This is a genomic window from Streptomyces sp. NBC_01508, assembly GCF_045040315.1.
GTDB lineage: Bacteria > Actinomycetota > Actinomycetes > Streptomycetales > Streptomycetaceae > Streptomyces.
Window position 1 is genome coordinate 5,704,367 of the sequence record NZ_CP109419.1, and the last position, 22,345, is coordinate 5,726,711.

The following is a 22,345-nucleotide window of genomic DNA, read 5'->3' on the forward strand; positions in this document are numbered from 1 at the left end:
CGCACTCCTGATGTCCACGCGCTCTTCGTAGTCTTCTTCGTCTTCTTCGGCGCGGACGCCGTCCCGGATCGCGCCGGGGACATCCAGTCACCGGGACGAGCGGCACCGCGCCGACACCTGACGGCACAATGGGCTCATGCCGATACCCAGCCGCGAAGCTCTCATCGACCACCTCGTCCGTGCGCGCATCGCCGGAGACGTGGCCACTCCCAGGGACAACAACCTCTCCCACTATCGCAAGCTCGCCAACGGCGACCGCCACTTCTGGCTGGGCCTGGAGCTGGGCGACCGCTGGACCGACGAGCAGGACGTGCTCGCCGTGATGGCCGAGCGGTGCGGCGTCAGCGACGATCCGGAACACCGGCACGGCCAGGACACCATCGACCCCGAACTGACCGTCGACGCCCTGGAGCGGATGGCGGCGCGGCTGCGGAAGGCGGCGGCGGGCCGCGAGCGGGTGCTGTTCGCCACCGGCCACCCCGGCGGCCTGCTGGACGTGCACCGGCAGACGGCCGACGCGCTGCGGCAGGCGGGCTGCGAGATCGTCCGGATCCCCGGCGGCCTGATGGCCGACGAGGGCATGGTCTTCCAGTTCGCGGGCGTCGCGATGCTGGAGCGCGGGGCGACGCTGTGGCACACGCACTCGCCCGAGCCGATGCGGGCCATCCTGGACGGCCTGGAGCGCGAGGGCAGACCACAGCCGGACCTGGTGCTCGCCGACCACGGCTGGGCGGGCTGCGCGGGCCAGCGAGGGCTCGACTCCATCGGGTACGCGGACTGCAACGACCCGGCCCTGTTCATCGGCGAGGCGGAGGGCACCCTCCAGGTGACGGTCCCGCTGGACGACCACGTGACGGACCCGCGCTTCTACGATCCGATGACGGAGTACCTGCTGAACGAGGCGGGCCTCACGAACACCGTCTGAGTCCGACGCCGCGCGCACCCCCGCACCGTCTGAGTCCGACCCCGCGCGCACCCCCGGCAGCGGCGTACGAGACCCCGCACCCACCCGCCTCCCGAGCGCACCACGGCACCACAGCGGCCCGGCGCTGAGAACAGCGGCCGGGCTCAGTCGCGCCCCGCCCCGGTCCCTGTGGGCTCCCTGGGCACGCGCATGACGCCCTCCTGGATCACCGAGATCGCCAGCCGTCCGTCCTGCGTGTAGATGCGGGCCTGGCCGAGCCCCCGGCCGCCGGACGCGGACGGCGACGTCTGGTCGTACAGCAGCCACTCGTCCGCGCGGAAGGGGCGGTGGAACCACATCGCGTGGTCCAGGCTCGCCCCGACGATGTCACCGGTCGCCCAGCCGCCCCTGCCGTGCGCGAGCAGCACCGAGTCCAGCAGCGTCATGTCGGAGACGTACGTCGCCAGGCAGACGTGCAGCAGCGGGTCGTCGGCGAGCTTGTCGACCGTGCGGAACCACACCTGCGAGCGCGCCTCGCGCGGCTGCCCGGCCGTCGCGTACGGCGGCGCGTCCACGTAGCGCAGATCCACCGCGGCCCGCGCCTGGAGCAGCCGGTCCGCCACCGACGGGTCGACGAACCGGTCCGCGTACCGCGGCAGCAGCTCCGCCGCGGTCGGCAGACTCCGCGGATCCGGCGCGGGTGGCATCGCGGCCTGGTGCTCCAGGCCCTCCTCGTACGTCTGGAAGGACGCCGAGAGGTGGAAGATCGGCTGCCCGTGCTGGACGGCCACGACCCGGCGCGTGGTGAAGGACCGGCCGTCGCGGATGCGGTCGACCGTGTAGACGATCGGCGCGCCCGGATCGCCCGCCCGCAGGAAGTACGAGTGCAGGGAGTGGGCCGGGCGGTCGGCGGGGACGGTACGGCCGGCGGCCACCAGGGCCTGCGCGGCGACCTGCCCGCCGTACACACGGGGGATCGCCGCCGAGCGGCTGAGGCCACGGAAGATGTCCTCCTCGATCCGCTCCAGGTCGAGCAGGCCGAGGAGTGACTCCAGTGCGGGATTCATGGTTCCGAGTCTGTCAGTGCCGTACGGCCTTACAGGCCCATGGACTTCGCGATGATCATCTTCATGACCTCGCTGGTGCCGCCGTAGATGCGGTTGACGCGGTTGTCCGCGTAGAGGCGGGCGATCGGGTACTCGTTCATGTAGCCGTAGCCGCCGTGCAGCTGGAGGCACTTGTCGATCACCCGGTGTGCGACCTCCGTACAGAAGAGCTTCGCCGACGCGGCCTCGGCGGCGGTCAGTTCGCCCGCGTCGTGGGCTTCGAGCGCGCGGTCGCAGACGGCCTCGGCGGCGTCGACCTCGGCCTTGCAGGCGGCCAGTTCGAACTTGGTGTTCTGGAAGGAGGCCACGGTCTTGCCGAAGACGGTGCGGTCCCGCACGTAGCTCTGGGCGAACCGGATCGCGGCCGACGCCTGCGCGTACGCCCCGACGGCGATGCCCAGGCGCTCCTGCGGCAGATTCTGGCCCAGGTAGGAGAAGCCCTTGTTCTCCTCGCCGAGCAGGTCGTCGACGGGCACCTTGACGTCGCTGAAGGACAGTTCGGCGGTGTCCGAGGACTTCAGGCCCAGCTTGTCGAGCTTGCGGCCGACCGCGTACCCCTCGGACCTGGTGTCCACGACGAACAGCGAGATGCCGTGCCTGCGGTCCTCCGGGCCCGGCGGGGCGGTGCGGGCGCAGACGATGACGCGGTCGGCGTGCACGCCGCCGGTGATGAAGGTCTTCGAGCCGTTGAGCACGTAGTGCGAGCCGTCGGCGGACAGCTTGGCCGTGGTCTTCATGCCCGCGAGGTCGGATCCGGTGCCGGGCTCGGTCATGGCGATGGCGTACATGGTCTCGCCGGTCACGAAGCCGGGCAGCCAGCGCTTCTTCTGCTCCTCGGTGGCGTACGCCTTCACATACGGCAGACAGAGCGCGACATGCACGGACGAACCTCCGAAGGAGACACCCGCACGGGCGCACTCCTCGGAGACGATCGCCTGGAACTTGAAGGACTCCTCGCCCGCGCCGCCGTACTCCTCCGGCACCTCGATGCCGAAGATGCCCAGCTCGCCGAGCTTGTAGTAGAAGTCGCGGGGGACCAGGCCATCGGCGTACCACTCGTCGTAGACGGGGACGACCTCGGCCTCGATGAAGGCGCGCAGGATCTCCCGGAACGCCTCGTGGTCCTCGTTGAACACCGTACGGCGCACGTGAAGCCTCCTGTATCGACCTGTCGACCCAACCCAACCCGACCCAACCCGCTCGGGGGCGCTCGGGGCGCACGCTCCGAGCGCACTGGCCGGCCACCTGTCTAAGCGCTTGCTCAGTCAAAGTTACCCGGCGGTTCGCACGGGTGTCCAGACGCGCAGGGAGTTGAAGGCGTCACAGCCTGCGCAGCGCGAACCACAGGTCCATCCGGACGTCCGTCTCGTCCAGGTCCGCGTCCAGCAGGGCCGCGCAGCGGGCGACGCGCTGGCGGACCGTGTTGCGGTGGACGGCCAGGGCCACCGCCGTACGGTCCCAACTGCCGTGCAGCGAGAGCCAGGTGCGCAGCGTCTCGGTCAGCGCGGGGGAGCCGGCGATCGGGGCCAGTCGGGCACGGGCGTGGGCGGCGGCCTCCTCAGGAGAGACGAGCGCGGTCAGGGCGTCGGGGCCGGGCTCGCGGTGGCGTACGAGGTCGGTGCGGGTGGCCGCCGCGTGGCGCAGCGCGCGCCGCGCGTGGGTGTCGGCCTCGGCGAGGGCGGCGGGGCCGGCGGGGGCGCTCACTCCGAGCGTCCAGCCGGGCTGGGCGGTGACCGGACGGTCGGTCAGGACGCGTACGGTCCCACCGTCCGTCTCGGCCAGCGCGCTGCCGAGCGCCGCCGCCAGCGCGGACGCCGCGAAGGGCGTGGCGCCCCCGTGCGCGTGCACGACGGTCCAGGGACCGGGGCCGAGCAGCGGCGCCGCCTCGGCGGGCTCGGCGCCCAGCAGCAGCCGTACGAGCGCCGCCGAGCGCGCGGCCTCCGCCGCGCCCTGGTGCGGCGCCGTGAGCAGCGACAGCAGGACGACGGCCACACCCGTGACGGTGTGGTCCCCGGCCTCCCGGCCTCCGGCGGCGACGCCCAGGACGAGGCCCTGGCCGCCGCCCAGCGCGTAGGCGGCCAGCCGCGCGTCCCCGACGGTGTCGGTGGCGGAGGCGGGCGCGGAGACCCCGCCCGGAGGGTTCACCACGCGGGCCAGCCGGACCAGCGCCGTACGTGAGCCGGGCGCCGGGTCGCGGCCCGTGGCGTGCAACTCCGCGCCGTCCGGGGCGAACAGCACCGCGCGGCCACCGAGCCGTACCGCGAGCTGGCGCAGCACCGCGGGGACCGGGTCGGGGCGGGCGGCGGCGGCCGCGAGGCCCTGCTGGGCCTCGGTCACCCGGCGCAGCTCCCGGTGGCGGGCCTCGGCCATCAGCCGCCACACCCCGCGCGCCACGGTGGTGAACGGGATACGCCGGGGGATCTCCAGCAGCGGCAGCCCGTGCCGGTCGCACGCGTCGGCCAGGCTGTCCGGGACCGTGTCGTACACCGGCGCGACCCCGAAGCCGAGAGCCGTCGCGCCCGCTTCGACGACCCTTCTCACGTAGGTGTCGGCGTGCGCGTCCACGAGCTGTACGCCCGCCGTCAGCAGCAGCTCACCGCCGAGCAGATACGGGTACGGGTCGGCCATCTCCGAGGTGTGCACCCAGTGGACGGGGACGCCCGCCGCGTCGCCCGGCAGACCCGCGACGAGGCGCAGGCCAAGCGTGGTGTCCGCGAGCAGCGCGGCCAGCGGGACCGGCGGGGTGGGCGGAGCGGAGGGTTCCGGCATGGACGGTCCATCCATCGGAGGCGGAAGGAATGGATGAAACGTACACTTCAGCGTTTCTTTCCCGCCACCTACCGTCGACCCACACGAGGCCGGACCTCCGGTCCCCGGAGTCGATCAGGAGGAAGCCCCATGGCTGTGGACTACGCGGTGATCGTCGTCTATCTCGCCGGCATGCTCGCCATGGGCTGGTGGGGCATGCGCCGCGCCAAGTCCAAGAGCGAGTTCCTGGTGGCGGGGCGCCGGCTCGGTCCCTGGATGTACTCCGGCACGATGGCCGCCATCGTGCTCGGCGGCGCCTCCACCATCGGCGGCGTCGGCCTCGGCTACCAGTACGGCCTCTCCGGCGCCTGGATGGTCTTCACCATCGGCCTCGGGCTGCTGGCCCTGTCGGTGTTCTTCTCCGCGCGCATCGCCCGGCTGAAGGTCTACACCGTCTCCGAGATGCTCGACCTTCGGTACGGAGGACGCGCCGGTCTCATATCCGGACTGGTGATGTGGGCCTACACCCTGATGCTCGCGGTCACTTCGACCATCGCGTACGCCACGATCTTCGACGTCCTCTTCGACATGCACCGCACCGTCGCGATCATCCTGGGCGGTGCGATCGTCGTCGCGTACTCGGCGCTCGGCGGCATGTGGTCGATCACGCTCACGGACATGGTGCAGTTCGTCGTCAAGACGATCGGGGTGCTGCTGCTCCTGCTGCCCATCGCCGTCGTCAAGGCGGGCGGCTTCGGCGAAATGAAGGCGAAGCTTCCTACGGAGTACTTCGACCCGCTGGGCATCGGCGGCGAGACGATCTTCACGTATGTGCTGATCTACACCTTCGGCATGCTGATCGGACAGGACATCTGGCAACGGGTGTTCACCGCCCGCGGTGACACGACCGCCCGCTGGGGCGGCACCGTCGCCGGCACCTACTGTCTCGTCTACGCGATCGCCGGGGCCGTCATCGGTACGGCGGCCAAGGTCCTCTACCCGAAGCTGCCGAGCGCCGACGACGCGTTCGCCACCATCGTCAAGGACGAACTCCCGCCAGGCGTAAGGGGGCTGGTGCTGGCCGCCGCCCTCGCCGCCGTGATGTCGACGTCCTCGGGCGCGCTGATCGCCTGCGCCACCGTCGCCAACAACGACATCTGGGCGCGGCTGCGGGAGCTGCTCGGGCGGCGGGCGGGGCCGGCGGACCCGGCGGGGGAGCGCGACGAGGTGAAGGACAACCGCGCCTTCATCCTGGTCATGGGCCTCGCCGTCATCTGCATCGCCATCGCGCTCAACGACGTCGTCAGGGCGCTGACCGTCGCGTACAACCTGCTCGTCGGCGGCCTGTTGGTGCCCATCCTCGGCGGCCTTCTGTGGAAGCGCGGCACGGTGCGGGGCGCGCTCGCCGCGATGATCGTGGGCGGGCTGACCGTCGTCGGCCTGATGGCGGCGTACGGCATCCTGGCCAACGAGCCCATCTACTACGGGCTGCTCGCCTCGCTGGCGGTCTACCTCGTCGTCAGCCTGCTGACGAAGCCGACGGACGCGGCCGTGCTGGCGGCGTGGCGCCGCCGCCTCGCGGGTGAGGGCGCGGACGGGAACGAGGGGACCGGGGACGGCTCTCGGGAGCCGTCCGTCCCGGCCGGAAGCACGAGCTGAGCCCTGCCCGGCCCCGCCCACCGGCAGCGCCGCCGCCGGCGTTGGCAGCGTTGTCAGTGTTGTCAGCGTTGTCAGTGGGAGGGGTCATGCTGGAAACGAACACGCACCACGAAAGGGGCTCCACGAGCATGAGCAGCGCAGCAGGACCCGACACCCCCCACACCGGGGCGGCCGAGAGCCGGGACGGCGGCCCACGCGGGCCCGTCGACTCGTCCCGCGTGCCCCGGTTCGCGGGGCCCGCCACCTTCGCCCGGCTGCCCAGGCTGGACGAGGTCGGGGCCGCCGATGTCGCCGTGGTCGGTGTCCCCTTCGACAGCGGGGTGTCCTACCGGCCCGGCGCCCGCTTCGGCGGGAACGCGATCCGCGAGGCGTCCCGGCTGCTGCGGCCCTACAACCCCGCCCAGGACGCGTCGCCGTTCGCGCTCGCGCAGGTCGCCGACGCCGGGGACATCTCCGCCAACCCGTTCGACATCAACGAGGCCGTCGACACGATCGAGGCGGCGGCCGACGGCCTGCTCTCCACCGGCGCGCGCCTGATGACCCTCGGCGGCGACCACACGATCGCGCTGCCGCTGCTGCGCGCGGTCGCCAAGAAGCACGGCCCGGTCGCGCTGCTCCACTTCGACGCGCATCTGGACACCTGGGACACGTACTTCGGCGCGGAGTACACCCACGGCACCCCGTTCCGCCGGGCCGTCGAGGAAGGCGTCCTCGACACCGAGGCGCTGTCGCACGTCGGCACCCGCGGACCGCTCTACGGCAAGAAGGACCTGGACGACGACCACCGGATGGGCTTCGGCATCGTCACCTCCGCCGACGTCATGCGGCGCGGCGTGGACGAGGTCGCCGACCAGCTGAGGCAGCGCATCGGCGACCGCCCGCTGTACATCTCCATCGACATCGACGTGCTCGACCCGGCCCACGCGCCCGGCACCGGCACGCCCGAGGCCGGCGGGCTCACCTCGCGCGAACTCCTCGAAATCCTGCGGGGACTGGCCTCCTGCCACCTCGTCTCGGCCGACGTCGTCGAGGTCGCCCCGGCGTACGACCACGCGGAGATCACGTCCGTCGCCGCCTCCCACACGGCGTACGAACTGACCACGATCATGTCCCGCCAGATCGCGGAGGTCCGCGCGAAGTGACACACGACCACCACCACGAGATCCCCCGCCACACCCCCGAGCAGACCGCGCGGGCCCTGAACCCGCCCGCCGGGCGCAACGGCGGCGACCTCGTCGTGGAGACGCTGCACGGCCTCGGCGCCACCACCGTCTTCGGCCTGCCCGGCCAGCACGCGCTGGGCATGTTCGACGCGCTGCGCCGCTCCGACCTGGAGTACATCGGGCTGCGCGTCGAGAACAACGCCGGATTCGCCGCCGACGCCTACGGCCGTGTCACCGGCGAAGTCGCGCCCCTGCTGCTCTCCACCGGGCCGGGCGCGCTGACCTCGCTCGCCGCGCTCCAGGAGGCCGCGGCGGCGTCCTCGCCCGTGCTCGCGATCTCCAGCCAGATCCCGTCGGCGGGCCTCGGCGGCGGCCGGCACGGCTATCTCCACGAACTGCGCGACCAGCAGGCCTCGTTCCGCGACATCGTCAAGTCCGTGCACGTCGTCCGTACGGCCTCCCAGATCCCGTCCGCGATCGCGGCGGCCTGGGAATCCGCGCTCACCGCACCGCACGGACCCGTCTGGATCGAGATCCCGCAGGACGTCCTCCTCAAGGAGACGACGCTGCCGCTCGTCACCGCCGTCGACGCCACCCCGCGCGAACTGCTGCCGCGCCCGGAGCTGATCGCCGTGGCGGCACACACCCTGTCCCACGCGGCACGCCCCGTGATCATCGCGGGCGGCGGAGTCGTACGGTCGGACGCCACCGGCAAGCTGCGGGCCCTCGCCGAGAAGCTGGCCGCCCCCGTCGTCACCACCTTCGGTGGCAAGGGCGCGTTCCCCTGGGAGCATCCGCTGTCGCTCCAGTCCTGGCTGGAGGACCGGCACACCACCGACTTCCTGGAGGAAGCCGATGTCGTGCTGGTCGTCGGCTCCGGGCTCGGCGAACTGTCCTCCAACTACTACACGTTCCGCCCGCGCGGCCGGGTGATCCAGATCGAGGCCGACCTCGGCAAGCTGGAGTCCAACCTCCCGGCGCTCGGCATCCACGCCGACGCGCGGGAGGCCCTGTCCGCGCTGCTGGAATCGGTCACCGGCCGCGACACCCCGGCCGCCGCCGACTCCGCGCGGGACGCGGTCCGTACGGTGCTGGCGAAGGTACGCAAGCGGATCGACACCCAGGATCTGGCGCTGGAGCAGCGGGTGCTCGCCTCCGTACGAAAGGCGCTGCCCGCCACCTCGCCCAGCTTCTGGGACATGACGATCCTCGCCTACTGGGCCTGGTCCGCCTGGCCGGGCCCGATGCACTCCGGCCAGGGCGCCGGCGGTCTCGGCTACGGCTTCCCGGCGGCCCTGGGCGCGGCGGCGGCCGACCGTACGAAACCCGTTCTCGCGGTCTCGGGCGACGGCGGCGCGATGTACTCGATCGCCGAGCTGGCCACGGCGAGGCAGTACGACCTCCCCGTCACCTGGCTGATCGTGGACGACGGCGGCTACGGCATCCTGCGCGAGTACATGACGGACGCCTTCGGCGAGAGCACCGGCACGGAGCTGGCCCGCCCGGACTTCGTCGCGCTCGCCGAGTCCTTCGGGGTGCCCGCGGTCCGTACGACCCCCGAGACGCTGCGGGAAGACCTGTCCAAGGCGCTGGCGGCCCCCGGCCCGTCGGTGGTGGTGCTCCCGGCGCTCCTGAAGCTGTTCGCCCCGACGCACCTGCCCTCGACGAACCTGCCCCCGACGTAGCGGGGCCGTACCGACCTGGTCATCAGTCCTAGTTCCTCCGACGGGCACCTACGACCAGCGACGGGTATTTGTTGCGGTGGGATGAAATCCGCACATGGCCGCGTTGATGCCTTTCGGCAGGTGGTCGTCCACGGGGGACGCCCGCACCGGAACGAGCGGCAGGGCAACGGGAGGCGGCGACAGTGGCGGCGGAGCGGACAGACCCGGAGCGCGAGAAGCCCGGCGGGAGCGGGGCGGGCGAGCGGGAGACGCCGGGCTGGGCCCGGCGTCTCGTCGGCTACGCCTGGCGCTACCGGCGCAATGTGATCCTCGCCCTCGGCTCGTCCCTCGCCGGCATGGCCGTCATGGCCCTCGTCCCGCTGATCACCAAGGTCGTCATCGACGACGTGATCGGCACCGGTACCCGGTCCATCGCCGTCTGGACGAGCCTTCTGATAGCCGCGGCCGTCGTCATCTACGCCATGACGTACATCCGCCGCTACTACGGCGGACGCCTCGCCCTGGACGTCCAGCACGACCTCCGTACGGAGATGTACGGCACCATCGCCAAGCTCGACGGCCGCCGCCAGGACGAGCTGTCCACCGGACAGGTCATCGGCCGCGCCACCAGTGACCTCCAGCTCATCCAGGGCCTGCTCTTCATGTTGCCGATGACCATCGGCAACGTCCTGCTCTTCATCATCTCTCTCGTGATCATGGCGTGGCTGTCGCTGCCCCTGACGCTCGTCGCCGTCGCCGTCGCCCCCGCCCTCTGGTACATCGCCCGCCGCAGCCGCACCCGGCTGCACCCCGCCACCTGGTACGCGCAGTCGCAGGCCGCGACCGTCGCGGGAGTCGTCGACGGGTCCGTCTCCGGCGTACGCGTCGTCAAGGGCTTCGGCCAGGAGGACCAGGAGACCGGCAAGCTGCGCGCCGCCGGCCGCAAGCTGTTCGCGGGGCGGCTGCGCACGATCAAGCTCAACTCCCGCTACACCCCCGCCCTCCAGGCCGTACCGGCCATCGGGCAGGTCGCGATGCTCGCGCTCGGCGGCTGGCTCGCCACCCGCGGCGAGATCACCCTCGGCACGTTCGTCGCCTTCTCCACCTACCTCGCGCAGCTCGTCGGCCCCGTCCGGATGCTCGCCATGGTCCTGACCGTCGGACAGCAGGCCCGCGCCGGCGTCGAGCGGGTCCTCGAACTCATCGACACCGAGCCGTCGATCCAGGACGGCACGAAGGACCTCCCCGCCGACGCCGAGGCATCCGTCGAGTTCGACGACGTGACGTTCTCCTACGGAGACGGCCGCACCGTCCTGGACGGCTTCTCGCTGGAGATCCGCCCCGGCGAGACCGTCGCCGTCGTCGGCTCCTCAGGCAGCGGCAAGTCCACCGTGTCGCTGCTCCTGCCGCGCTTCTACGACGTGACGCACGGCGCCGTCCTCGTCGGCGGCCACGACGTACGCGAACTGACCCTCGACTCCCTGCGCGCCGCCATCGGGCTCGTCCCCGAGGACAGCTTCCTCTTCTCCGACACCGTCCGCGCCAACATCGCCTACGGCAAGCCCGACGCCACCGACGAGGAGATCGAACGCGCCGTCCGCGCCGCCCAGGCCGACCGCTTCATCGCCGAACTGCCCGCCGGCTACGACACCACCGTCGGCGAACAGGGCCTGACCCTCTCCGGCGGCCAGCGCCAGCGCATCGCCCTGGCACGCGCCATCCTCACCGACCCCCGCCTGCTGCTCCTGGACGACGCCACGTCCGCCGTCGACGCCCGCGTCGAGCACGAGATCCACGAGGCGCTGCGCTCGGTGATGGCCGGCCGTACGACGCTGCTCATCGCACACCGCCGCTCCACCCTCGGCCTCGCCGACCGGATCGCGGTGCTCGACCAGGGACGCCTCGCCGACATCGGCACCCACGAAGAACTCCAGGAACGCTCCGCCCTCTACCGGCGCCTGCTCACCGACCCGGACGAACTCGGCGGCGTGTCCCCCGGCCACACCCCCGCCCACGTCGGCTCCACGGCGGCCGAGGACGACCGCACCGTCCAGGAGGAGATGGACGCCGCGTTCGACGCCGAACGCGGCATCACCCCCACCCTGTGGGAACGCGAGGAGGCGCCCGCCGAGGAGTCGGCGGCGCCCGGCGCGACCCCCGAACTCCTCGCGCAGGTCGAGGCGTTGCCGCCGGCCACCGACGTCCCGTCGATCGACGAGGCGCGCGCCGTCACCGCCGAGTCGTCGTACGGGCTCCGCCGGCTGCTGCGCGGCTTCGGCCTGCCCCTTGCGGCCAGCCTGGCGCTGGTCGCCATCGACGCCGGCATGGGCCTGCTGCTGCCGGTCCTGATCAGGCACGGCATCGACAACGGCGTGGAACAGCTCGCGCTCGGCGCGGTGTGGGCCGCGTCCCTGCTGGGCCTGGTCGTGGTGTTCGTCCAGTGGATGGCGCAGATCGGCGAGACGCGGATGACCGGGCGTACCGGCGAACGCGTGCTGTACTCGCTGCGCCTGAAGATCTTCGCGCAGCTCCAGCGGCTCGGACTCGACTACTACGAGCGTGAGTTGACCGGCCGCATTATGACCCGTATGACGACGGACGTGGACGCGCTGTCCACCTTCCTCCAGACCGGACTCGTCACGGCCTTCGTCTCCGTCGTCACCTTCTTCGGCATCCTCGTCGTGCTGGTCGTCATCGACGTGGAGCTGGCACTGGTGGTCTTCGCGACCCTGCCCGTGCTGATCGTCGGCACCGTCTTCTTCCGGCGCAAGAGCGTCAAGGCGTACGAGCTGGCGCGCGAGCGCATCAGCGTCGTCAACGCCGACCTCCAGGAGTCGGTGTCCGGGCTGCGCATCGTGCAGGCCTTCGGGCGCGAGAAGGACGGCGCGCGGCGGTTCGCGGGCCGCAGCGACCACTACCGGCAGGCGCGGGTGCGCGGCCAGTGGCTGATATCGGTCTACTTCCCGTTCGTCCAGCTGCTGTCCTCGGTGGCCGCCGCGGCCGTGCTGATCGTCGGCGCGGGCCGGGTGGAGGCGGGGACGCTGACGACCGGCGCACTCGTCGCGTATCTGCTCTACATCGAGCTGTTCTTCGCGCCCGTGCAGCAGTTGTCGCAGGTCTTCGACGGTTACCAGCAGGCCACGGTCTCGCTGGGACGCATCCAGGAGCTGCTGCGCGAGCCGACGTCCACGGAGGCGGCGAAGAAGCCGCTCGCCGTGGAGTCGCTGCGCGGCGAGATCGCCTTCGAGGACGTGCACTTCGCGTACGGGACCCTGGACGGCGGCCTGGACGGCGGCCTGGTGGAGGGCGGTGGCGCGGGCGACCCGGACGAGGCCGTCGTCCTGACGAAGGCCCCGGTCCTGACGAAGGCCCCGGTCCAGGACGAGACCGCTCTCATGGGCATCAACCTCCTTATCCCGGCGGGCCAGACGGTCGCCTTCGTCGGTGAGACGGGCGCGGGCAAGTCCACGCTCGTCAAGCTCGTCGCCCGCTTCTACGACCCGACGTCCGGCCGTGTCACGGCGGACGGCACCGACCTGCGCGACCTGGACATGACCGCGTACCGGCACCGGCTCGGCGTCGTACCGCAGGAGGCGTACCTCTTCGCCGGTACGGTGCGCGACGCCATCGCCTACGGGCGGCCGGGGGCCACCGACGCCGAGGTGGAGGCGGCGGCCCGCGCGGTCGGCGCACACGAGATGATCGCCACGCTGGACGGCGGCTATCTGCACGAGGTCGCCGAGCGTGGCCGTAACCTCTCCGCCGGTCAGCGGCAGCTGATCGCCCTGGCCCGCGCCGAGTTGGTCGACCCCGACGTCCTCCTGCTGGACGAGGCGACCGCCGCGCTCGACCTCGCCTCCGAGGCGCTGGTCAACCAGGCGACGGACCGGCTGTCGGGGCGGCGGACGACGCTGGTCGTCGCGCACCGGCTGACGACGGCGGCGCGGGCCGACCGGGTCGTCGTGCTGGACCACGGGCGGGTCGTGGAGGACGGTACGCACACGGAACTGCTGGCGCTCGGCGGCTCGTACGCGCGGCTGTGGCGCAGCTTCGTCGGCGAGGCCGAGCCCGAGGGGGAGCGAGCCGTCGTCGCCGGGGCGTGACGGTGGTCCGGACGCGGGCGCTCACCACCGCAACGTGGGCGCGCCGTCCGCGTCGAGGGTCTCCGCCAGCAGATGGGCGTAGTGGCGCAGATCCTCGTGCCAGCCGCACGAAGGACGCGAAGTCCCGCATGTGGATGGCGAGTCGGAGGGTGGCGGCGCGGCCGGTGCCGGGTGGTGGCAGTTCCGCTGCGGCGTACTCCGTAAGGAGGCTGGTGTCGCCGCCCTCCCTGTTCTCCTCCTTACGGAGGTAGCCGGCAGGGCACGGGCCGCCGCCGGATAGTCCACGGGCGGTGCCTGCCCGGCGGCGCCGAGACCGCGGGCGGCGGCGGCACGCAGCTCGTGCAGTTCGCCGAGGACCCAGCCCAGGTCGAGCGCCGGGTCGCCGCCGGTGACCTCCTCGCCGGTGAGCAGGACGCTGTGGTCACCGGCAGGGGAGGGGACCAGCCGGCCTGCCGCGCGCCACGACCTCCTCGTGGGTGAGGGTCGCCGAGAAGGCGTCGTCCGTCTCCTGCGCGGGAATCCGCGGCACCGCGCGGTGCAGCCACTCGCCGACGTACGCCCCGACGTCACGCGCCGGATCGCCGAGCCGGAACTCCTCCCAGTCGTTGACGTACAACGCCGATTCGGTGAGCAGGAACTGATCCGGCCTCAGGTCCCCGTGGATGGGCACGCGCGCCGCGTCGGCCTCGGCCGCCCGGAGCCGTTCGAGCCCGTCGGGCAGCGCGGCGTCGCGCTGCAGCAGCCCCCAGCCCTGGATGAACGCGCCGGTGGCGTTGACGTAGTGCTCCAGCGGCAGTGACCGCAGGTCTTCGACGGGCGGGTACGGATGCGGGTCCGGTCCGGGGAAGTCCGCCGACTGGAACGGCAGTTGGTGCAGCGCGGCCATCGTGCGACCGGCCTGCGCCGACATCGCCTCGGTGAACTCCTCCTCCGCGGCCAGTTCACTGCCCGACCGGACGCCGTCGAGCATCCCGAATACCAGCAGCCGCCGTTCCTCGTCGCCGTCCAGGAATTCAGGGCGCGGGAAACGTGCGGGACCGCCGCGCACGCCGCCGTACGCCGCCTGCCGTCTGCGTCGGGTCCGTCGTGCCGCCCCCACGCGGGCCGGCCGGGACAGCCGTACCCGCGTGGGAGGTCGCGCGAGGTTCGGGCCGGGGAACGGCGGTCGGTGACGGTTCCTCCGCCAACCGTCACGCGATGCCGCCGCTCGTGGACCGACTTGTCCGAACCAGGAACTCCGTATTCTCGCCGCCCGCGTGCGTGATGCGTCCTGCGTGGTGCGTCATGTGCGGTGCGGTGACACTGGTGCCGTGATGCGTGGTGCCGTGACGCATGGTGCTTGTTGTGCGGGCGTCGGTTCATGGATCGGACGGGGGGATCAGACGATTCTTCGCCGCACGGCCCACACCACCGCTTCGATCGGCGTTTCGACGTCGACGCGCTCGCATATGGTCCGCAGTTTGCGGCGCAGTGTGCGGTCGCTCATTCCCATTCGGCGTGCGACCTGCGCCATGGTGCAGCCCTGCGACACGAGTTGAAGGATTCTCAAGTGATCGTTTTCCAGTCCGAGGTGGGGGGCTCTGAGGGCACTTCGTGGATTCACCTGTATCAACCTCACGGTCGTCCGGCGGTGAGGCGCCGGATTCCGAGGTGCTCGACGGTCCGAGACAGCAAGCTCGTTCGCAGTGCTGCCACCGGAAGAGCGGCTGTCTCCGGTTCGGTCGAGCGTGGTCCGGGAAGTACGGACTTCCGGTCTATACGTCAGTCAATTCCTGCCCCCGTTTCAGTCATCGGACCGGAGTGGTATTCCGATCCGTTCGCCCGTGTGCGGGAGTTGGTCTTCTCCCGCGTTCGATCTGGGCGAGGCGTCGGCCAGTCGCGGCCATGACACCTCTCCACCTCGCCTCCACTTCGTATGTTCAAACGGTCCGACGGGGGAGGTGAACAGGGTGGGATGCGATCGCCCTGTGCTGTCGGCTCGTCACCGGTCGGTCCGGGGGGTGCCCGCACGGTCTCCCAGCTTCACTTTTCCGCCCTGGCGGCGGGCGTTCGGGGGTGGTGCGACACGCCCGGAATGTGTGACGCGGATCACGGTATCCATTCAGGGCTGTCGTGAGTCCCCTGGGTGCGGTGATGTCCGGAACGTCGCGACTCGGTACCTCGGCAGGGTGTCCGCCGGACGTCTCGACGGTGCGGTCGGGTGCCGGCCGAGGCCTGCGCCGGAGACCGGGCGCCCCACCAGGGCGCCCGGTCCCGCGAGGCGGGAAGTGATCCTGAGACAACCAATTGGGGCCGTCGTGGGCAGGGTTGATAAACGGCCGAATGGCCGGTTCGATGGCGTCCGGGGCGTGCGTCCGACGATGCTATTCCGTACCCGGCAAGGCGCCGCGCCGGTTACGTGACGGAAGGGCGATGCTCTTGTTGTGTCAGCTCTGTTAAGTGTCGGTGGAGGCGGGTGAGTCCACTTGGGGGGCGGCCGGGAATTGCGGTCCCGAATAGTCGGCGACCGGTTCCGCTTTCGGCCCCGAACCGCCCTCCACCTTCTCTTCGCGCCTCCTTCGCACCCTTCCGTCGGCTCTTGGGCGTCGGCCCGGCCGGGGCGCGTACGCGGCAGGCGTGAGAGGTGCCCGGGGGCCGGCCCCGGAGCCGCCCCCGGAGGCGTCATCCACAGGCGCCATCCGGGGGCGACAACCTCGTGGGGGCTGGCGGCGCGGGCACCTCCCCGGCTAGGTTCGCGGCGTCTGTCATGAACACAGGGAGTGTGAATGCGCAAGGCGCTGAGATGGCTGCTGTCGCTCGTGCTGCTCGTCGGCACGCTGGGCGCGGCCGGTGCGGCAACAGCCGCCGACGGGAACGCGGGATCCGCGGCCCCCGACATCAAGGACCAGATCCTCGCCATCCCGGGGATGAGCCTGATCGAGGAGAAGCCGTACCCCGGTTACCGATACTTCGTCCTCAACTACACCCAGCCGGTCGACCACAAACGGCCGTCGAAGGGCACCTTCAAGCAGCGCCTCACGCTGCTGCACAAGGACACCAGCCGTCCCACCGTCTTCTTCACGAGCGGGTACGGCGTGTCCACCAACCCGAGCCGCAGTGAGCCGACACGGATCATCGACGGCAACCAGGTCTCGCTCGAATACCGCTTCTTCACACCGTCCCGGCCCGACCCGGCCGACTGGTCGAAGCTCGACTACGAGCAGGCCGCGGCCGACCAGCACCGGATCTTCGGCGCGCTGAAGAAGATCTACCCACAGAAGTGGCTCGCCACCGGTGGCTCGAAGGGCGGCATGACCGCCACGTACTACGAGCGCTTCCACCCCCGGGACATGGACGGCGTCGTCGCCTACGTCGCACCCAACGACGTGGTGAACAACGAGGATTCCGCCTATGACCGCTTCTTCGAGCAGGTCGGCACCGCCGAGTGCCGCGCCAAGCTCAACGCCGTGCAGCGCGAAGCGCTGATCAGGCGCGAGCCGCTGAAGAAGAGGTACGAGACGTGGGCCGCGGCGGAAGGCGCGACGTTCACCACCGTCGGCACGCTCGACAAGGCGTACGAGGCCGTGGTGCTCGACTTCGTCTGGGCCTTCTGGCAGTACAGCCTGGCAGCCGACTGCGCGGACATCCCGCCGGCCACCGCGTCGGACGAGGAGATCTACAACATCATCGACGCGATCTCCGGGTTCTCCTTCTACACCGACCAGGGCCTCGCCCCGTACACGCCGTACTACTACCAGGCGGGCACCGAACTCGGCTCGCCCCACGTCAAGTTGCCCCACCTCGGCAACCTGAGCCGCTACGGCTACCAGCCGCCGCGGAACTTCGTCCCGCGCGACATCCCCATGAAGTTCAGGCCGTGGGAGATGCCGTCCGTCGACAACTGGGTCCGCCGCCACGCGAACCAGATGATGTTCGTCTACGGCGAGAACGACCCGTGGGGCGCCGAACGCTTCCGGCCCGGCCGCGGCACGCGTGACAGCCACGTCTACACGGCGCCGGGCGCCAACCACGGCGCCAACGTCGCCGGTCTCGTGGCCGACGAGAAGGCCGAGGCCACGGCGCGGATCCTCGACTGGGCGGATGTCGCGCCGGTCACCGTGCAGGAGGACGCCGCCAAGGCGAAGCCGCTGGCCGCGTACGACGCGAAGCTCGACAAGCAGGACATGGAGCGGATGCCGACACTGCGTCCGTAACCCACGAGCACGAGACCGCCACCGGCGCAAACAAGGGGGGCGCACCGGTGGCGGTGTGCTGCCCGGCCGCAGGCGGCCTGGAGAGGGGAGTCAGCGATCGTAGCCGGTGAGTACGAGGGCCGACACCGCGCTGCGGAAAGCCGACGGGAGCACGTGGATGAGGACGGGCGGGCACCACGGGAGGTTCCCAGGAAGCGGAGATTCCGGCTATTTCATGGAAAAGCCTCAGGCCCGTTCCGCGTCGGGCCAGTGCCGCAGCAGTGTCTCCACCGTCGCCGTGACGGCGGGGCGCCGTGCCGCGCCCGTGCGCCACAGGGCGTAGAGCCGCCGCATCGGCACCGGTTCCAGCGCGACGGCGCGCACGGTGACCGGCAACGGTCCACGTCCCAGCCGAGGGATCATCGAGATGCCCAGACCGGCTGCCACGAGCGCCAGTTGGGTGTGGCTCTCCTCGGCCTGATGGACGATGTCGGGCTCACAGCCGGCCGCGCGCAGCGTACGCGTCAGCCAGTCGTGGCACACCGTCCCGGGCGGCTGGGTGATCCACCGCTCGTCCGCCAGATCCTCCCGCCGCACGGCGGCCCGTGCGGCCAGCGGATGACCCTCCGGTACGAGAACGTCGCACCGGTCGTCCCCGATGACCGCCTGCTCGACGCCTTCGGGCGTGGGCAGCGGTGCGATGTCCCAGTCGTGCGCGACCGCCAGATCGATCATCCCGCGAGCCACCAGATCGATGGACAGGTGCGGGTCGACCTCCTGGAGCCGTACGTCGAGCCCCGGGTGGCGCAGGGCCAGTTCGGCCAGCACGCCGGGCAGCAGACCCCGTGCGGCCGACGCGAAGGCCCCGACGGTGAGCCGGCCGGTCGGCTGCCCCCGCTGCTCCTCCAGAGTGGTCTCGGCGCGCTCCACTATCGCGAGCAACTCCTGTGCGGTGGCAGCCAGATGACGCGCCTCCTCGGTGAGTGCGACACCCCGCCCCCGCCGTTCCAGCAGGGTCGTCCGGGTCTCCCGCTCCAACTTGGTGATCTGCTGCGACACGGCCGACGGGGTGTACCCGAGCGCGGAGGCCGCCGCGGCCACCGACCCGTGGACCGATACGGCGTGCAGGGCACGGAGCCGACCCAGATCAAGCATGCGCACTCCTCGGCGCCGCCGCTCCGGCGACGCGTATTGATAAGCGGTGCTCAATCCAACCATGAAGTCATTCGCGCTGGTGCTACATGGTCGTCGTCGGTGATCCTCGCCCTATGCGTACCGCACACAAGGCTCTCGCCGTTCTGGTCGCCGCCGTCTGGGGACTGAACTTCGTGGTTGTCGAGGTGGGCCTCGACCACTTTCCACCACTGCTCTTCTCCGCCCTTCGCTTTCTCGCCGCAGCGCTGCCCGCGGTCTTCTTCGTGGGCCGACCCAAGGTCGCCTGGAAGTGGGTGGCCGGTGTGGGGCTGGTGCTCGGCGTCGCCAAGTTCGGCCTGCTGTTCGTCGGGATGGATCAGGGCATGTCCGCCGGACTCTCCTCTCTGGTCCTCCAGGTCCAGGCGGTGTTCACAGTGGTCTTCGCCGCGCTGGTGCTCGGCGAACGGCCCGGCCGGGTGCGGCTGTCGGGTATGGCGGTCGCCCTGGCCGGCATCGCCGTCGCGGCGGTGGACGAAGGAACTTCGGGTCCCTTGGCGGCCTTCGCCCTGGTCGTCGCCGCCGCGGCCTGCTGGGGCGCCTCCAACGTCCTGACCCGCAAGGCCTCCCCACCGGATGCGCTGAACTTCATGGTCTGGGTGTCCGTCGTCCCCGTACTGCCCCTGCTGGGCCTCTCCTTGCTCATCGAGGGCCCGGACGCGGACCTCGCCGCACTGCGGGCGCTCGACCTCACCGGCGTGGGCACCGTCTTCTACGTCGCGTGGATCACCACCATCTTCGGCTTCGGCGCCTGGGGCTTCCTGCTCCGCCGCTACCCGGCCTCGTCGGTCGCGCCGTTCTCCCTCCTGGTCCCGGTGTTCGGCATGTCCTCGGCCGCCCTGCTGCTGGACGAACACCTCACCCCCCTACGCTGGTTCGCGGCGGCCTTGCTGGTGGGCGGCGTCGGCCTGACGTCCCTGGGGCGCGGGGGAGGCGGCCGCACCTCCGCACCCCCCTCACCGATGGCCACCGGGCCGGCGGCTAACCTCGTCGCCCATGACCGCACCTGAACCCTCCTATCTCCGCGACACCCGAGCCGGCTACGACGCCATAGCCGTCGACTACGCCGAGCGCTTCGAATCCGTCCTGGAGGTCGACCCGCTGGGGCGTGCGATGCTCGGCACCTTCGCCGAATACGTCCAGGCCGACGGCGCCGGTCCCGTCGTCGGGCCCGGCCGGGTGACCGCCCATCTGCACACGCTCGGCCTCGACATCTCCGGTATCGACCTGTCACCCGCGATGGTCGCGCTGGCCCGCCGGACCTTCCCGGAGCTGCGGTTCGAGGAAGGCTCGATGACCGACCTGGATCTGCCGGACGGCTCCCTCGCCGGCGCTGTCGCCTGGTACTCGATCATTCACATCGTGCCGGAGCAACTGCCGCTCGTCTTCGCACAGTTCCACCGGGTGCTCGCCCCCGGCGGCCACCTGTTGCTCGCCTTCCAGGTCGGCGACGAGCCTCTGCACTTCGACGAGGCCTTCGGCCACTCCGTCTGCCTCGACTTCCGCAGGCTGTCGCCCGACCGCATCGCCGAGTTGCTGAACCAGGCCGGGTTCCAGGTGAACGCCCGCCTTGTGCGCGAGCCCTACGGGTACGAGTTGTCATCGGCAGTCCCCCAGGCGCACATGCTGGCCCGCAAGCCCCAGCAGCCCTGACCCAGGGCCTCCGAGCTCCCGACGCGCCCCGACCTGATCCGACTCGACCTCCGTCAGTGTCCCCGTGCCAGCAGCGCCTCCAGATACTCGCGGCCGGGGATCAGCAGGTCGGGAAGGTCTGGCGCATCCGGATACCAGCGCTTCTCGTACTCCCAGCAGAGCCACCCGTCGTCCCCGTCCCCGGCGAACAGGCCGACACACTCGCCCAGCGCCAGCACCCCCGCGCCCAGCGCCAACGGCGTGGTGTCCTCGGCCGACGCGACGTCCTTGACCTGTACGTAGCCGAGGTGCGGAGACAGCGACGCGTGGCTGGTGACCGGGCGTTCACCGCCGAGCCAGGTGGACAGCACGTCCCAGATCGCACCCACCTGCTGGTGGCCGACAAGTCCGAGGATGCGGATCGCGTCGGCGCCCGTGCGATGGGAGTCGTGCGTCTCCAGCAGGATCCGCACCCGCGACTCCGCGGCGAGGGGTGCCGCCGCGGCCAGTCGACGGGCTGCCGTCGCGTCGGCGACCTCGGAGTCCTGGTCGCCGCCGCCCGGGAAGACGCGTACGTAGGAAGCGCCCAAGTCGCGGGCCAGCCGGATCAGTTCGTCGAGCTCATGGCCCAACTGCTCCTCGTCACCGTCTTCGGCGGCCACCCGCGCATATCCCGAGACCGTCAGGATCTCGACCCCGTGACGCTTGAACTCGTCCACCACGGCGGCCCGTTCCCGTGCGTCGATGCCCACGTGCACGGGCTCCTCCGGATGGGCGCGCAGCTCCACCCCCTGGTAGCCGGTCCCACTGGCGAGGGCGGCCACCTCGGAGATGGGGAGGCCAGGGACACCGAGGGTCGAGAAGGCGAATTTCATCCGTGTTTTCCTTTCAGGAGTGAGAGTCCACGACGGACTCGTCGGTGAGCGGGAGTCGCCAGTCCTGGCCGACCAGGTCCGCTCCGTAGGAACGGTGCGGATTCTCGGCGACGAGCGTGAATCCCGCCCGCACGTACAACGTGCGGGCGGCGGTCAGCACGTCGTTGGTCCACAGCACCACCTCCCGATACCCCGCACCGCGGGCGAAATCCACCACCGCCTCGACCATTCGCTCACCCAGGCCGTGCCCGCGTGCCTCCGGCTCGACGAGGAGCAGCCGCAGCCGCGCGGCGCCGGGCGCCTCGTCCCGTACACACATCACCGAGCCCACCGGCCGCCCGTCGAGCTCGGCTATCCACACCCGCTCCAGCCGCGCGTCGTGGTCTGCGGCGAAGTCGGCGACGATCCTGGCGACAAGGCCCTCGAACGTCGCGTTCCACCCGTACTCCGCCGCGTACACCGCGCCGTGCCGCTGCACCATCCAGCCCAGGTCGCCCGGGACCGGCTCACGCAGCACGGGCCCGTCGCGACGCGTGGACGCCCGGCGGCCGCCGGTGGCCGGCTCGCCGGCGCTCAGTATCTTCCTGGCCGTCCGCAACGCCTCCACGAGGCGTGGTCGCTCGTCCGGCTCGACCCGGTCCAGCAGGGTGCCGACCGCCTCGCGCGACCGCTCGTCGAGCAGCGCGGCGGTCCCGTGCCCCTGCTGTGTCAGGGTGATCCGCTGCCGCCGGGCGTCGTGCTCCGACGGCGCGCGCTCCACCAGCCCGTCCCGCTCGAACTTGGTGAGCATCCTGCTCAAATAGCCCGCGTCCAGCGACAGTTCGGCACGGAGTACGGCGGCGTCCGTGCACGGCGTGTGCGCCAGCTCGTACAGCAACCGTGACTCGGTCAGCGTGTACGGCGTATAGAGGTGCTTGCTGTAATTCAGCGCGCCGATCAGGTTGGTGTAGAAGCGGTTGAACGCGCGGATCTCTTGAATGGTCATGGCCCCCCGACCCTTCACTCATCCATTTTTTTCTTGACTGAGTCAACGGTATGCCGGGGTCGCCAAGCTCGGCAAGACACTCGATCGGGTGAACCCCCGAGCCTGGCCCCGGCTCCCGGCCTCGACACGGCCCCGCCCCCGCT

15 protein-coding genes are annotated in these 22,345 nt (G+C 71.2%); 8 read left to right on the forward strand and 7 right to left on the reverse strand.

Annotated elements, in window-relative coordinates; genetic code table 11:
- Nucleotides 1-136: 136 nt before the first annotated feature.
- Entirely contained in the window at nt 137-925 is a 789-nt protein-coding gene (locus OG700_RS26610) for a phosphatase (protein ID WP_405617742.1), read from the forward strand.
- A gap of 143 nt (nt 926-1,068) precedes the next feature.
- Here the strand turns inward: OG700_RS26610 and OG700_RS26615 are convergent, their stop codons facing one another.
- From OG700_RS26615 to OG700_RS26625, 3 genes are all read right to left on the reverse strand, one after another.
- Nucleotides 1,069-1,971, reverse strand: coding sequence for an acyl-CoA thioesterase (locus OG700_RS26615; protein ID WP_405617744.1), 903 nt, complete (start codon nt 1,969-1,971; stop codon nt 1,069-1,071).
- Nucleotides 1,972-2,000: 29 nt separating this feature from the next.
- The gene (locus OG700_RS26620) at nt 2,001-3,158 is read right to left on the reverse strand and encodes an acyl-CoA dehydrogenase family protein (RefSeq protein ID WP_405617746.1); all 1,158 of its coding nucleotides are present in this window, start codon (nt 3,156-3,158) and stop codon (nt 2,001-2,003) included.
- A gap of 172 nt (nt 3,159-3,330) precedes the next feature.
- Nucleotides 3,331-4,779: a PucR family transcriptional regulator gene (locus OG700_RS26625; protein ID WP_405617748.1), complete on the reverse strand. Its 1,449-nt coding sequence runs from the start codon at nt 4,777-4,779 to the stop codon at nt 3,331-3,333.
- A 129-nt stretch (nt 4,780-4,908) separates the two neighbouring features.
- Between OG700_RS26625 and OG700_RS26630 the strand changes: the two genes are divergently transcribed.
- The 4 genes from OG700_RS26630 to OG700_RS26645 all read left to right on the forward strand — a co-directional run bounded on the left by OG700_RS26630 (nt 4,909) and on the right by OG700_RS26645 (nt 13,347).
- Complete coding sequence (locus tag OG700_RS26630) at nt 4,909-6,417, forward strand: sodium:solute symporter (RefSeq protein WP_405617750.1); 1,509 nt, start codon at nt 4,909-4,911, stop codon at nt 6,415-6,417.
- 128 nt (nt 6,418-6,545) lie between these two features.
- Nucleotides 6,546-7,559, forward strand: coding sequence for an agmatinase (speB, locus tag OG700_RS26635; RefSeq protein ID WP_405617752.1), 1,014 nt, complete (start codon nt 6,546-6,548; stop codon nt 7,557-7,559).
- Nucleotides 7,556-9,265 (forward strand): thiamine pyrophosphate-binding protein, encoded by a 1,710-nt coding sequence (locus OG700_RS26640; RefSeq protein ID WP_405617754.1) that lies wholly within the window; start codon nt 7,556-7,558, stop codon nt 9,263-9,265. The genes speB and OG700_RS26640 overlap by 4 nt, the downstream gene beginning before the upstream one ends.
- A 182-nt stretch (nt 9,266-9,447) precedes the next feature.
- Complete coding sequence (locus OG700_RS26645) at nt 9,448-13,347, forward strand: ABC transporter ATP-binding protein (RefSeq protein ID WP_405617756.1); 3,900 nt, start codon at nt 9,448-9,450, stop codon at nt 13,345-13,347.
- A gap of 421 nt (nt 13,348-13,768) precedes the next feature.
- Here OG700_RS26645 and OG700_RS26650 read toward each other — a convergent pair whose 3' ends face one another.
- Nucleotides 13,769-14,395 (reverse strand): phosphotransferase, encoded by a 627-nt coding sequence (locus OG700_RS26650; protein ID WP_405617758.1) that lies wholly within the window; start codon nt 14,393-14,395, stop codon nt 13,769-13,771.
- 1,717 nt (nt 14,396-16,112) lie between these two features.
- Here OG700_RS26650 and OG700_RS26655 point away from each other — a divergent pair.
- Nucleotides 16,113-17,540, forward strand: coding sequence for a S28 family serine protease (locus OG700_RS26655; RefSeq protein WP_405617761.1), 1,428 nt, complete (start codon nt 16,113-16,115; stop codon nt 17,538-17,540).
- A gap of 225 nt (nt 17,541-17,765) precedes the next feature.
- Here the strand turns inward: OG700_RS26655 and OG700_RS26660 are convergent, their stop codons facing one another.
- Nucleotides 17,766-18,674: a LysR family transcriptional regulator gene (locus tag OG700_RS26660; protein WP_405617763.1), complete on the reverse strand. Its 909-nt coding sequence runs from the start codon at nt 18,672-18,674 to the stop codon at nt 17,766-17,768.
- Nucleotides 18,675-18,787: 113 nt separating this feature from the next.
- Between OG700_RS26660 and OG700_RS26665 the strand changes: the two genes are divergently transcribed.
- Together OG700_RS26665 and OG700_RS26670 are read left to right on the forward strand one after the other, a co-directional pair.
- Entirely contained in the window at nt 18,788-19,720 is a 933-nt protein-coding gene (locus tag OG700_RS26665; protein ID WP_405617765.1) for an EamA family transporter, read from the forward strand.
- Nucleotides 19,707-20,363, forward strand: coding sequence for a class I SAM-dependent DNA methyltransferase (locus tag OG700_RS26670; RefSeq protein WP_405617767.1), 657 nt, complete (start codon nt 19,707-19,709; stop codon nt 20,361-20,363). Before OG700_RS26665 ends, OG700_RS26670 begins: the two co-directional genes overlap by 14 nt.
- 53 nt (nt 20,364-20,416) lie before the next feature.
- On the opposite strand, the gene OG700_RS26675 is transcribed toward OG700_RS26670, so the two are convergent.
- Together OG700_RS26675 and OG700_RS26680 are read right to left on the reverse strand one after the other, a co-directional pair.
- The gene (locus OG700_RS26675) at nt 20,417-21,217 is read right to left on the reverse strand and encodes a sugar phosphate isomerase/epimerase family protein (RefSeq protein WP_405617769.1); all 801 of its coding nucleotides are present in this window, start codon (nt 21,215-21,217) and stop codon (nt 20,417-20,419) included.
- A gap of 13 nt (nt 21,218-21,230) precedes the next feature.
- Nucleotides 21,231-22,202, reverse strand: a complete 972-nt coding sequence (locus tag OG700_RS26680; RefSeq protein WP_405617772.1) for a GNAT family N-acetyltransferase — start codon at nt 22,200-22,202, stop codon at nt 21,231-21,233.
- Nucleotides 22,203-22,345: the final 143 nt, after the last annotated feature.

Bases quoted from the DNA above. Each gene is read 5' to 3' on its own strand.
- OG700_RS26610 (WP_405617742.1), top strand. From the start codon at position 137: ATGCCGATACCCAGCCGCGAAGCTCTCATCGACCACCTCGTCCGTGCG.
- OG700_RS26615 (WP_405617744.1), bottom strand. From the start codon at position 1,971: ATGAATCCCGCACTGGAGTCACTCCTCGGCCTGCTCGACCTGGAGCGG.
- OG700_RS26625 (WP_405617748.1), bottom strand. From the start codon at position 4,779: ATGCCGGAACCCTCCGCTCCGCCCACCCCGCCGGTCCCGCTGGCCGCG.
- OG700_RS26630 (WP_405617750.1), top strand. From the start codon at position 4,909: ATGGCTGTGGACTACGCGGTGATCGTCGTCTATCTCGCCGGCATGCTC.
- speB (WP_405617752.1), top strand. From the start codon at position 6,546: ATGAGCAGCGCAGCAGGACCCGACACCCCCCACACCGGGGCGGCCGAG.
- OG700_RS26655 (WP_405617761.1), top strand. From the start codon at position 16,113: ATGCGCAAGGCGCTGAGATGGCTGCTGTCGCTCGTGCTGCTCGTCGGC.
- OG700_RS26660 (WP_405617763.1), bottom strand. From the start codon at position 18,674: ATGCTTGATCTGGGTCGGCTCCGTGCCCTGCACGCCGTATCGGTCCAC.
- OG700_RS26665 (WP_405617765.1), top strand. From the start codon at position 18,788: ATGCGTACCGCACACAAGGCTCTCGCCGTTCTGGTCGCCGCCGTCTGG.
- OG700_RS26670 (WP_405617767.1), top strand. From the start codon at position 19,707: ATGACCGCACCTGAACCCTCCTATCTCCGCGACACCCGAGCCGGCTAC.
- OG700_RS26675 (WP_405617769.1), bottom strand. From the start codon at position 21,217: ATGAAATTCGCCTTCTCGACCCTCGGTGTCCCTGGCCTCCCCATCTCC.
- OG700_RS26680 (WP_405617772.1), bottom strand. From the start codon at position 22,202: ATGACCATTCAAGAGATCCGCGCGTTCAACCGCTTCTACACCAACCTG.